The 12,585-nt window shown below is 32.5% G+C and carries 13 protein-coding genes; 5 read left to right on the top strand and 8 right to left on the bottom strand.

All coding sequences use genetic code 11. From position 1 onward, the window contains the following. Positions 1-388: 388 nt before the first annotated feature. The 3 genes from Ctaglu_RS21760 to Ctaglu_RS21755 all read left to right on the top strand — a co-directional run bounded on the left by Ctaglu_RS21760 (position 389) and on the right by Ctaglu_RS21755 (position 2,182). Positions 389-781 (top strand): DUF1413 domain-containing protein, encoded by a 393-nt coding sequence (locus Ctaglu_RS21760; RefSeq protein ID WP_125005707.1) that lies wholly within the window; start codon positions 389-391, stop codon positions 779-781. Between the two features lie 219 nt (positions 782-1,000). Beyond that, positions 1,001-1,141, top strand: coding sequence for an LDCC motif putative metal-binding protein (locus Ctaglu_RS25565; RefSeq protein ID WP_164948170.1), 141 nt, complete (start codon positions 1,001-1,003; stop codon positions 1,139-1,141). Positions 1,142-1,465: 324 nt separating this feature from the next. Further along, a complete protein-coding gene (locus tag Ctaglu_RS21755; RefSeq protein WP_125005705.1) occupies positions 1,466-2,182 on the top strand; it encodes an SGNH/GDSL hydrolase family protein in 717 nt (238 codons plus the stop codon). A gap of 65 nt (positions 2,183-2,247) precedes the next feature. Here the strand turns inward: Ctaglu_RS21755 and Ctaglu_RS21750 are convergent, their stop codons facing one another. The 4 genes from Ctaglu_RS21750 to Ctaglu_RS21735 all read right to left on the bottom strand — a co-directional run bounded on the left by Ctaglu_RS21750 (position 2,248) and on the right by Ctaglu_RS21735 (position 7,044). Beyond that, positions 2,248-4,251 (bottom strand): ABC transporter ATP-binding protein, encoded by a 2,004-nt coding sequence (locus Ctaglu_RS21750; protein WP_125005703.1) that lies wholly within the window; start codon positions 4,249-4,251, stop codon positions 2,248-2,250. After that, a complete protein-coding gene (locus tag Ctaglu_RS21745) occupies positions 4,248-6,023 on the bottom strand; it encodes an ABC transporter ATP-binding protein (RefSeq protein ID WP_125005701.1) in 1,776 nt (591 codons plus the stop codon). Before Ctaglu_RS21745 ends, Ctaglu_RS21750 begins: the two co-directional genes overlap by 4 nt. 22 nt (positions 6,024-6,045) lie before the next feature. Continuing rightward, a complete protein-coding gene (locus tag Ctaglu_RS21740; protein WP_125005699.1) occupies positions 6,046-6,492 on the bottom strand; it encodes a MarR family winged helix-turn-helix transcriptional regulator in 447 nt (148 codons plus the stop codon). 177 nt (positions 6,493-6,669) lie between these two features. Then, positions 6,670-7,044 (bottom strand): hypothetical protein, encoded by a 375-nt coding sequence (locus Ctaglu_RS21735; protein WP_125005697.1) that lies wholly within the window; start codon positions 7,042-7,044, stop codon positions 6,670-6,672. Positions 7,045-7,261: 217 nt separating this feature from the next. Between Ctaglu_RS21735 and msrB the strand changes: the two genes are divergently transcribed. Next, entirely contained in the window at positions 7,262-7,717 is a 456-nt protein-coding gene (gene msrB, locus Ctaglu_RS21730; protein ID WP_125005695.1) for a peptide-methionine (R)-S-oxide reductase MsrB, read from the top strand. Between the two features lie 176 nt (positions 7,718-7,893). Next, positions 7,894-8,367, top strand: a complete 474-nt coding sequence (locus Ctaglu_RS21725) for a GNAT family N-acetyltransferase (protein WP_125005693.1) — start codon at positions 7,894-7,896, stop codon at positions 8,365-8,367. Positions 8,368-8,498: 131 nt separating this feature from the next. Here the strand turns inward: Ctaglu_RS21725 and Ctaglu_RS21720 are convergent, their stop codons facing one another. From Ctaglu_RS21720 to hemC, 4 genes are all read right to left on the bottom strand, one after another. Next, entirely contained in the window at positions 8,499-9,134 is a 636-nt protein-coding gene (locus Ctaglu_RS21720; protein ID WP_125005691.1) for a precorrin-2 dehydrogenase/sirohydrochlorin ferrochelatase family protein, read from the bottom strand. A 119-nt stretch (positions 9,135-9,253) separates the two neighbouring features. Next, entirely contained in the window at positions 9,254-10,222 is a 969-nt protein-coding gene (hemB, locus tag Ctaglu_RS21715; RefSeq protein WP_125005689.1) for a porphobilinogen synthase, read from the bottom strand. Beyond that, positions 10,215-11,690, bottom strand: a complete 1,476-nt coding sequence (gene cobA / locus Ctaglu_RS21710; RefSeq protein WP_125005687.1) for a uroporphyrinogen-III C-methyltransferase — start codon at positions 11,688-11,690, stop codon at positions 10,215-10,217. Before cobA ends, hemB begins: the two co-directional genes overlap by 8 nt. 18 nt (positions 11,691-11,708) lie before the next feature. Continuing rightward, positions 11,709-12,581 carry a hydroxymethylbilane synthase gene (gene hemC, locus Ctaglu_RS21705; protein WP_125005684.1) on the bottom strand — a complete coding sequence of 291 codons (873 nt, stop codon included), beginning with the start codon at positions 12,579-12,581 and terminating at the stop codon, positions 11,709-11,711. Positions 12,582-12,585: the final 4 nt, after the last annotated feature.

Genomic DNA, 12,585 nt, shown 5'->3' with positions numbered 1-12,585 from the left:
TTTGTAAGAACAAAAACATTAAATTCCATAAGTTTAAGGCTAAAAAGACAACGACCTTATTTCTTAAAGTTGTAATTGACATACAAATATTCCTATGTGCTTTTTTCATAAGTCAGTTAACACTATCTAAAATTTAGTTTTAAATACAAAAAACAAATGACTTTTAGTTGGTATGAATACGTTTTCTATGATGCATGCAATTTGCATCATAATGTTATTACAGGTTGCATAACCTGTAATAACATTATATAACCACGAGAAGATTTTATCAATGTTTGCAAACACAATACTCGCTTATTATGTTAGGATACCTTTAGTATTCTCCATATATTTCATGGTTGCGTAGCCTTTTGCAATATATTATAATAACTAGAAGGGGTGATTTAAAATGCAAGAGTTTAATGTACGCATACGCCTAGCCGAGGATGACTTAAAGTTGCTAGAACATATTACAAAAACAAAAGGCTATATGGGTATAGGTCAATACTTAACGGAAATCATTAGAAGTGAAATTAAAAATATTGATGATGATGAAAAAATCATCATATTAAAAGACAACCTTACTGAAGATGATATATTGAATTTAATTAGAGTGAATATAAATACCATTAGTGGTAAGTTCCAATTTGCAGACCTCTTAACGGACTTTTGGAATAATGTCTCCTTATCTCAAAGGAAAAAGATTGGCAAGCTTTTTAGACGTATGGTAGAGGATAATGAGTTCCTAGGTGTCACCTTTTTAGGTGCGAATTCTTCTGGTATTGCAATATATAAAAAGTAAGTACCACCAACCTGGTAAACTCCAGGATGCCGACTGGTATACAATATTTAAAAGCAAGTTTGATAGTGTAAACACTTCCTTTTCAAAAGTATTCAACTTTTATTTCATTACCCTTAAATAACTAGGTTATTGCTAATCTTTATATTTTCTTCATATTTTAGTGTTAAACTAAATTTATATATAATAATTATATAAATTAAATTCAATGGAGGGCTATTAATGAAATCTTTAAAGCAATGGTTCGATAAATTTATAAAAGACATGGGAAAAGCCAACGAAGAAAGCTTTGGTGATAAAAAATTAGATTGTTGTGGGTTAAACTCTAGTAAGCAAAAAAATTCTAATAAACAAAAAAAATAAAACCCCATTGCAGGGTTTTATTTTTTTAACCACACGCCGATCTGTCTTTGATTCACTTAGTGTACTAGAATCAATAATGCCTTCTTGTGTAAGTGTAAGACAACATTTACCTAGAATCTATGTGTATATTATCCGCATTTTTGCAAAATAATATTAATGATAATATTTTGCAAAAATCCTACTGTAAATATTACTTATTTGTTACCTAGTTTTAATAACTACGTATTGCGTCTTCAATAATTATGTGGTATATTGTTAATATACATTAAATAAATTATATAAAAAAAATTAATGACTTAATATTTAATTTTATGGAGGCAAATTATGAAAATAAAAGATAGTTACGTTCTTATAGCATTTGGTGATTCTATTACCAAGGGAATTATTTACGACGAAGAAAAATCAAAATATTCAACTTTAAAAGAAAACTTTACAAATATCATTTCAAATAAAATAAAAGGGCAAGTATACAATGCAGGTAAATTTGGAAGCACCATTATGAGGGGTGTTAGTAAGATGTATAATGATGTCATAAAAAAATCACCTGATATGGTTTTAATAGAGTTTGGTGGTAATGACTGTGACTATAATTGGGCTGACATTGCTAAAAACCCTGCAGAGCAATACAAACCAAATACTGATATTTCAACTTATCGTGAAACACTATGTGCAATGATAGATACATTGAAGGTTAATCACATATTACCTGTACTTATGACACTACCACCACTGGATCCTCTAAAATACTTCAGCTGGATTACAAAAGAAGATTCTTTTGCAGAGCAAAATATCTTACAATGGCTAGGTACAAAGGATAGACTTTTCAACTGGCATAGTTCATATAATAAAATCATTACAGAGGTGGCTAATGAAACTAATACTGTGCTAATAGACATAAGAACAGAATTTTTAAAACACAGCAATTACAGTCAGTTTTTATGTAAAGATGGTATACATCCAAATATTGATGGTCAATCATTAATAGCAACTGTTATATTAAAATTTATAGGTGATAATTATAATTTTTTATTACAAGCATAATTAAAATAAGGCTATGTTACCATTAAAATAATGGTAACATAGCCTTATTTAAAATTATTTTTTATTTATACCACTTCATTATCTAAGTTTGCACCAGTAAACTGGCTATTATAAAGGTCTTCATAAAAGCCCTTTTGAGCAAGAAGCTCATTATGACTCCCCATCTCAATAATACTTCCTTTATTCATAACTAGTATTAACTCTGCATCTCTAATTGTAGAAAGTCTATGAGCAATTACAAAACTTGTTCTGTTTTCCATAAGCGCGGTCATTGCTCTTTGTATATAAACTTCTGTTCTTGAGTCAACGCTACTTGTAGCTTCATCAAGTATCATAATAGTTGGATTTGCAAGTATTGCTCTAGCTATAGTAAGAAGTTGTTTTTGCCCCTGTGATATATTTGAAGCTTCTTCATTTAATATTGTATTATATCCATCAGGAAGAGTCTTAATAAAGTGATGTGCATGGGCCGCTCTTGCTGCCTGCATAACTTCATCTTCTGTTGCGCCCTCCCTACCATAAGCGATGTTTTCCATTATAGTACCATTAAAGAGCCAAGTATCTTGAAGTACCATACCAAACATATTACGTAATTCACCACGTTTTATGTCTCTAATATCCACTCCATCAATTGTAATCTTACCCGCATCTATTTCATAAAAACGCATAAGCAAATTAACAAGTGTAGTTTTACCAGCCCCCGTTGGCCCAACAATTGCAATTGTATGACCATGTTTTACATCAATATTCATGTTTGAAATAAGTGGTTCTCCTGCTTTATAGCTGAAGTCAACATTTTCAAACACAACTTCTCCCTTAGGGAATTCTATGAGTTTGGCAGATGTAGCATCTGGCACTTCTTCAACTTCATCTAAAAGCTCAAAAACACGTTCAGCAGACGCAACTGTTGATTGAATTATATTAGCAATATTTGCAGTTTGAACTATTGGCTGAGTAAATTGACTTGAATATTGAATAAAAGCTTGAATATCCCCAATAGTGATTCTTCCTTGTGTTGCTAAATAACCACCTACAACACAAACTATTACATATCCTATATTACTAACAAATCTCATCATAGGCATTATTATTCCAGATATGAACTGTGCTTTCCAACCTGAATTGTATAGTCTATCATTAATATCTTTAAACTTTTCTATGGAATCCTTCTCATGTCCAAAGGCCTTAATAATTTTATGACCTGTATACATTTCTTCAACATGACCATTAAGTGCTCCAATTTCTTTTTGTTGAGCTGCAAAATATTTTTGAGATCGTTTTGCAACAAAGGCTGTTACCAAAATATATAGTGGCAATGTTAAAATAACCACAAGTGTAAGTAGTGGGCTTATTGTGAGCATCATAATAATAACACCAATGATGGTAACAATAGACGTAATAAGCTGAGTAAGACTTTGTTGAAGCGTAGTTGAGATATTATCAATATCATTTGTTACACGACTTAATATCTCACCATGAGTTCTTGCATCAAAGAACTTAAGAGGTAACCGTGAAAGCTTCTCATCAACATCTTTGCGCAAATTATAAACAGTTTTCTGAGCAACTCCAGCCATAATATATTGTTGAAGAAAACCAAAAAGTGTGCTTATTAAATATAGTGCCAGTAATAATAAAATAATATGTTCTATATAATGAAAATCTATTTTACCACCATTTAAATCCATTATCTTAGCAATACCAGCTTTAACTTGAGCGAGGCCCTCAACTATTTTGGGACTCTTTGAAGCTTCAGGATTAGCATTTATTACAGCTGCTATTTTAGCTTGCTGCATATTCAACTGAAGTAACCCAATTTTACTCATTATTCCTTCGAATAGTTTAGTTATAGCCTTTCCAGAAATCTTAGGTCCTACTATTGAAAAAATAGTGCTAATGATTGCAAATATAAATACTAGTATAAATTTAACTCTTTGTGGCTTTAAGTAACTTAAAAGCCTTTTTAATGTTCCTTTAAAGTCCTTAGCTTTTACTACAGGACCGGCAAAGGATGCCATTGGTCCACCACCCATACCTCCACCTGATCTATTTCCTTTTTTATTTTCACTCATGATAATTCCTCCTCTGAAAGCTGTGAAGATACAATCTCATGATATACCTCACAACTGGTTAAAAGTTCATTGTGATTTCCCATACCTACAATTTTACCTTCATCTAAAACTATGATTCTATCAGCGTCCATAACTGTTGCAACTCTTTGAGCAATAATAAGTACCGTAGCTTTTGCTGTTTCCTTTTTAAGTGCTGCTCGAAGTTTTGCATCAGTTTTAAAATCAAGGGCTGAAAAACTATCGTCAAAAATATATATTTCAGGCTTTCTAACTAGAGCACGCGCTATAGATAGACGTTGCTTTTGTCCACCAGAAACATTTGTTCCTCCTTGAGCAATGAAATGCTCATAACCTTCTTCCATTCCATTAACAAAGTCTGTAGCTTGTGCTACAGTTGCTGCATGCTGAATTTCTTCAAAGGTCGCATCATTCTTACCATATTTAATATTTTCAGCAATAGTTCCAGAAAAGAGTACAGTGTTTTGGGGAACAAAGCCTATCTTTGACCTTAGACCCTCCTGACTCATTTCACGTACATCCACACCATCAACCAATACTGTGCCACCATCTGCATTATAAAAACGTGGTATTAAGTTTACTAGAGTAGATTTACCAGAACCTGTACCACCAATAATAGCTGTTGTTTCGCCGGGCCTTGCACTAAAGGTTATATTGCTAATGGCCGATTGCTCTGCACCTGGGTAGCTAAAGCTGACATCAACAAATTCAACATATCCACTTTTTTTATCAGCAAGTATTTCCTTTTTTGGATCTATTATTCCCGGTTCCATATCTAATACTTCGTTTATTCTTATTGCTGAAGCTTGAGCTCTTGGTATCATTATAAATACCATAGCAAGCATTAGAAATCCGAATAAAATTTGCATTCCGTATTGAATAAATGCAAGCAATGAACCTACTTGCATAGTTCCAGCGTCTATTCTTTTGCCACCAAACCAAATTATGGCGATTGTTGTAACATTCATAATTAACATCATTATTGGCATTAAAAATGCCATAATTTTATTTACTTTTACAGCATTGTCCATAAGGTCAGCATTAGCATCATCGAATCTAACCTTTTCAGTCTCTATACGATTAAATGCGCGCACAACTCTAATACCAGTAAGTGATTCACGTAATACAAGATTCAATTTATCTATTTTTACCTGCATTGCTTTAAATAACGGCATAGCGTATGCAAGAGTTGCTCCAATAATAATTCCAAGAAGCGGAACTACAACAGCAAAAATCCAGGTTAGTGATGCATCCTCTCTTAAAGCCATAACAATACCACCTAGGGCAGTTAAAGGTGCAAAAAGCATAATAGAAAAAATCATTACGGTTACTGTTTGAACCTGAGTAACGTCATTTGTAGTTCTTGTTATAAGAGTGGCAGTCCCCACCTTATCAAACTCATGTAGCGAAAACCCTTCAACTTTAGCAAACAATTTATTACGAATAATCCTACCAAAGCCTACAGCAGTTTTTGAAGATAGAAATGAAGCCATAACTGAGCATATTACGCCACCCAGTGATATAATTAGCATAATCCCACCTAGTCTAAGAATATAATCTACACCTTTATACGAACCACTAAATCCTAAAAATGAAATAGTTTGAACTACATCCTTTTGTACTATCCCCTTGTCAACTATATCTGCCGTAAGTGTTGGCAAATATAGATTTGCAAGTACTTGAATAAAAATCAATACAACTATTGCAACTATTTGCAATGTGTATTGTTTTAAAAATCTAAATAATTTAATCATTTAATATCATCTCCATTCACTGTTATTGTTTATTTTGTTGGTCGCCTAAAAGTTTCTTAAGTGTACTTAGACCTTCAAAAATTTTATGAAGTTCATCTTCACTTCCTCTACTCATTGTGCTTTGTATGTTTTTTTCAAACTGCTTTTTAAAAATTTCATGCATGTCATTAAATTTGGGTGATATACTTACATAAACTACCCTCTTATCACTTTCACTTCTTTCTCGTACTACCATTTCCTGCTTCTCAAGCCTATCGACGATTCCCGATACAGTACTATTGGATAAACAAAGCTGCTGGCTAAGTTCTGTTATCTTCATCTTCTTTTTTTTGCTTAAAAGTCCGAGTACCATGCCTTGAGGTGCAGAAATACCTGTTTCACAAAGCACCTTACTTGTATTATGTTTAAATAACTGCATAACCTCTTGAAACAGCTTTGCAACTTCTATGCTATCATTTAATATTTCCACTACAACACCACCTTAAAATATATTTCGCTCCAGTACATTTCGTATACGTATATTTCGCTTACGAAGTATATTATATTCCCAAAAATTTTTTATGTCAATACCTATGCAAAAAAAAACAAAAGAACAGACTAAAATGTCTGTCCCTGTGAGAGTATAATAATTATCTTGCAATTTCAATTAATTTTTATCCTCATTTTGCTTCTCATCGTAATCATCCTCTAGTGCATGCTCCATTGCAATACCAACATCACCTATGGATTCTTCACCCACATTTTTCAAAGTATCCTCAATTTCATCTCTATTAAGATTTATATCTTCAACTATACTTGCATTTTCATCAATATCCTTTTTTATATTTCCATTATTATCTTCTAGATTGTCAGTAACATTTTTTTTTGCTTCTCTAGAGCAATTTTTAGTGAATAAAGCTAAAGCAGCACCTCCAATTGCAACGCCCACTACTGATAAAGCCAAAAAACTTTTATGATTGCTAACCTTTTGTTTTTTTCCATTAAATTCAATATTTTTTGCTAATTTGTCTAAATAGTTCATAATCTATCTCCTTATATAATTTTTTTGCTTACTATATTATATTGTTTCCTTATTATTATAAAAAATTCTGCTTGAGTTCACTATATATTAAGTTAACCATTTAATAAAATTTAACTAGAGTATTATATAAACATTTGGTACCATGTTTATATGAATATTTTTTAATGGGTAACTTAAAAATAAAATAAGCACTCTAACAACGAAAGGAGATAATCTTATGGATAAAAAAGTTTATAACAAAAAAGGTAAAGAAGAACTAAAAAAGACACTGACTCCTACTCAATTTGAGGTAAGTCAAGAAAATAGCACAGAAAGATCTTTTGATAATGAGTATTGGAATAATAGTGAAGAAGGAATTTATGTAGATATTAATAGTGGAGAGCCATTATTTACCTCTCTAGATAAATTTGATTCAGGCTGTGGGTGGCCTAGTTTTACGAAGCCAGTAGTGGAAGAACACGTAAAGGAAAATAAGGATGTAACCCATGGAATGATAAGAACAGAAGTAAGAAGCAAATATGGTGACAGCCATTTAGGACATTTATTCAACGATGGTCCAAGTGAAAAAGGTGGACTACGATATTGTATAAATAGTGCTGCATTGAAGTTTATACCTACTAATAAACTTAAAGAACAAGGGTACGAGGAGTATCTAGAACTATTTAAAAAATAAGGTAGTTCTAAGAAAATATTATTTCATGTAAAATATTTATAATTAATCAATATTAATTAATATAATCATATATTTTACATGTATAATAGTGTAAAATATACATGTAGCAAAATTTAAAATGATAGCTTACTTTTCTAGCGAAGTTCAAGCATCAAATGAACCCGGGGGGATTTTATATGAATATTTTATTAAAAGAAGTAACTTCTGATAACTGGCTAGATTGTGTACATTTAAAGGTGTCAGAAGCTCAGAAGCATTTTGTAGCACCTAATTCATTTTCTTTGGCACAATCAAAATATGAACCTGACTGCACACCTATGTGTATTTATGATGATGAAACTATGGTTGGATTTGTTATGTTTGGAATAGATGAGGATGAGGATAAAAATGTTGATGATGAATTTTGGATTTGCAGGTTTATGATTGATGAGAAGTTCCAAGGAAAAGGATATGGCAAGAAATCAATGGCAAAAATCATTGAATATATTGGCAATAATTATAATTATGATGAGGTATATCTTAGTGAGGTGCCTGAAAATGCAGTAGCTAAAGGTTTATATAAGAGTTTTGGCTTTGAATTTACAGGTGAAGTTGAGGATGAAGAGGAGGTTATGGTTTTAAAACTTAAATCATCACCTGCAGTGCTGTAACACTAACAACTTCAGAAGGAGATTTACCCTTCTACTGAAGTTTTTTTCTTTGCTATAATATAGCTACACCCACATATAGAGCTTGTCAGCTTGCTAAAAATCTCTGTTTCTATTTTACTGATTTTTTAATTCTATAGAGCATGTGCCATAATTTCTTTTCGAACTTCCTCTTCTCCCATTTCACTAAGCCTTTTAATATAATACTCCATATCTAAAGAAGCCATTATATCTTTTCTTTTTGAAGATGATTCTATATTCTTTAAAAGCTCTTTTCTAAAATCGCCTAATATATTTACAAATATACTGTAGCTATCATCAAATTGAAAATCTAATTTCTTTCTTAGTAATTTGCTATAAAAGGGACATTTACCATTAGTAGATACTGTTATTGTTAAGTCTCCTCTTTTAACTTTTGCCGGAACTATAAATCTACTACTTTCTAAATCATCTACTACATTTACAAGAATATCTTTTTGCTGGCAGTCACTAGCTATTTTAAAATTAATGCCCCTATCATTAGTGGCTGCAATAACTATAAAAGCACCTTTAATATATTCTCTTTTATAAGTATCCTCAATATATATAACGCTTTTGTCCACATTTTCAACTAATGAATTTATGTTTTCATTAATTTCCTTGGAAACTAGCGTTACTTTAGCTCCATATTCAATAAGCTCATTAACTTTCCTAAAGGCAACATTTCCGCCTCCAACAACTAAACATTTTTTGTTTTTAATATTAATCATCATCGGATAGTATTTAGTCATAGCAGCATTCCCCCAAAAGATTTATGTGTTTTAATTAATACTATTTAAAATTTTAATGCTCACTAGTCAGTATTTTTATATTGACCAGTGAGCATTATGACTATATTTCCAGCTTAAAATTAATCTTCCTTAAGCCATCTACAAGCATCTATTGCATAATAAGTAATTATAATATGCGCACCCGCTCTTTTTATTGATGTTAACATTTCCATTGCAATATTTTTCTCATTAATAAGTCCCTTTTCAGCTGCAGCCTTAACCATTGCAAATTCACCACTTACACTATAAGCTGCTATTGGCACATCAAATCTATCCCTTGCCCATCTTATTACATCAAGATATGAAATTGCTGGCTTAACCATAACAATATCAGCACCCTCTTTTATATCATCCTCAATCTCGCACATTGCTTCACGTATATTTGCTGGATCCATTTGGTATGTTTTTCTATCTCCAGATTGTGGTGCAGAGTGAGCAGCTTCCCTAAAAGGGCCATAAAATGCAGATGAATACTTTGCACTATAAGACATTATTGATACATTTTTAAAATTATTTTCATCCAAGATATTTCTAATAGCCCCAACTCTTCCGTCCATCATATCAGATGGAGCTACCATATCCGCTCCAGCTTTTGCATGGGAGAGCGCTATTTTTTCTAAATAATGAAGTGTTGCATCATTATCAATTACACATCCGTCCATTATTCCACAATGTCCATGGCTTGTAAACTGACACATGCATATATCTGTAATTACTAAAAGTTCTTTATTAAGCTCCTTTATTTTTCTTACACCCCTTTGAACTATTCCATCATCTGTCCAAGCGGAAGTTCCAACCTCATCCTTTGTATCTGGAAGTCCAAACAAAATAATACCCCTGATTCCAGCCTTCTCAATCTCATCTATTATTTCATAAAGCCTGTCCACTGAATAATGATAATTTCCTGGCATTGATGAAATTTCTTCTTTTATATTTTCACCCTCTACAACGAATATTGGTAATATAAAGTCCTTAGGTGTTAATATTGTCTCTCTTACTAAATCTCTTATTGCTGTACTTGCTCTTAGTCTTCTTCTTCTATTAATCATTTTTTTCTCCTTTTAATTGCAATAAATTTTTGATTATTCCATCACTAGAATATTCATCGCATACACTATATTTAATATTGTTTTTACTAAGTTCACTGCCCGTTATGGGACCAATGGCTATACATTCTTTTTCTCTTATTCTATTTATTCCTAGCATTGATATCATATTTTTAACCGTTGAAGGACTTGTGAAAATAACAATATCCACATTATCAAATGCAGACTCATTTTGAAGTGTGCCCTCCACAGTTTCATAAATAGGAACCTCATCCACATGGCAATTAAGTTTTCTAAGTTCATCTCCTAGATATGCTCTGGAACTTTTGGACCCAGGAATTAATATTTTATCACCAGGTTTTGCATGTTTTTTAATCTCTAATAGAAGAGACTCAGAAACAAATTGCTCTGCAATAATTAAGGGATTTATTCCCATGCTTCTTATTGCCTGGGCTGTAGCAGGACCTATTGCACAAAATTCCCCACCTACTTTTCTAATATCAAATGCACTAGCCTTTAAATATTTAAAAAATAAATTAACAGCATTTACACTTGTAAAAACTAGATAATCATATAAATTTAGTTTTTTAATATAATTCACTAAATTTTCTGAGGTATCCACTATTTTAATTGAATTTATGGCAGTTACCTGGGCACCTAAGTCAAGCAGTTTTTCACTAATTTCTTCGCTTTGCTGCTTTGAGCGTGTTATACATATGTTTTTCCCAAATAGAGGTTTTTTTTCATACCAATTAAGTTTCTCACTTAAACCAACAACGCCTCCAACTACAATTATACAGGGAGATGCAAGGCCCGATACTGCTACCTTACTACATATATTGCTAAGAGTTCCCACAACTTTTTTCTGCTTTGAAGTAGTTCCTCTCATAATAACAGCACAAGGGCACTGCGCATCCTTATTATTATCTATTAGTGAATTCGTTATAATCTCTATATTTTTAAGTCCCATTAAAAATATCAATGTTCCAGTTAAACCAGCTACACTTTTCCAGTTTATATCTAATTTCTCTGCACTTTGTCCAGTAAATACATGAAAACTCTGCGATACTCCCCTTTGAGTTACAGGAATTCCTGCGTAATTTAAAACAGCTATAGCTGAGGTAATTCCTGGAATTACTTCAAATTCAATTTTCTCATCTTCAAGTCTTAGGGCTTCCTCACCACCCCTACCGAATATATATGGGTCACCTCCCTTTATTCTTCCCACGGTTTTTCCTTCCCGTGCTAGGTTTACAAGCATATCATTTATTTCTTCTTGGGTTTTGTAATGGCATCCAGGTTCCTTACCGCAGTAATATATTATACATTCTTCATTTAAATACTTTAAAAGACTATCATTTGCAAGCCTATCATATAAAACCGCATCACACTTCCCAAGAATTCTCTTACCCTTAAGTGTTAAAAGTTCCTCATCTCCAGGGCCTGCTCCAATCAAATATACTTTTGACATAAAAAGCACCGCCTTTCCTTAATCATTTATTATTTTTTCACCAAGTAATTCTCCAAGCCTTATATAATCATATTTGCTTCCCAATATATCTTTTTTGATAAATTTTCCGTTTATCTCAAATACGCCCATTATATACATGTCCTCATTTTGTATCCTAGCATATGCTCCAATTGGAGAATGACAGCCTCCATTTAATCGTCTCATAAAACTTCTCTCTGCATCCACGCATATCCTAGTTTCAGGGTGCTCTATACTTTTAAAAATATCAATATTTACATTAGTCTTTAATGCTTCAATGCCAAGAGCCCCTTGACCTATAGCAGGTACAAAATCATCCACATCAAGATACTGGGTTATAATACACTCCATACCACACCTTTTTAGTCCAGCTGCGGCTAGTATAATGCCATCCAGATTTTCTTTTTCTATCTTTTCCACCCTAGTTTGAATATTTCCCCTTATGGGAACCATCACAGCATCTGGTCTTAATTTCATAATCTGAGCAGAACGCCTTTGACTACTTGTCCCAATTCTTGCGCCCTTTGGTAAATCTTTAAGAGATATACCGTTCATAGATACATAAACGTCCCGAGCATCCTCACGCATTGGCATTGAAACTATTTCAAAGCCTTTTGGCAATGCGTAAGGCACATCCTTCATACTATGAACTGCAGCTTCTGCACTCCCATCCAGTATCGCCATTTCAATTTCCTTTACAAAAACGCCCTTTCCACCTATTTTATCAAGGCTTACATCAAGTATTCTATCTCCCTTTGTATCCATTAATAGCTTGTCGCAATTTAATTTATGCTTCTGATATATCATGTTCATAACAAGATCCGTTTGAATCTGTGCTAGTTTACTTTTTCTTGAAGCTATTATTATTCCCAAATCA

Source organism: Clostridium tagluense, from assembly GCF_003865095.1.
In the GTDB taxonomy this organism is placed as follows: domain Bacteria; phylum Bacillota; class Clostridia; order Clostridiales; family Clostridiaceae; genus Clostridium_AD; species Clostridium_AD tagluense.
The sequence above is the reverse complement of the archived record's forward strand: the minus strand, read 5'-3'. Positions and strand labels throughout refer to the sequence as shown.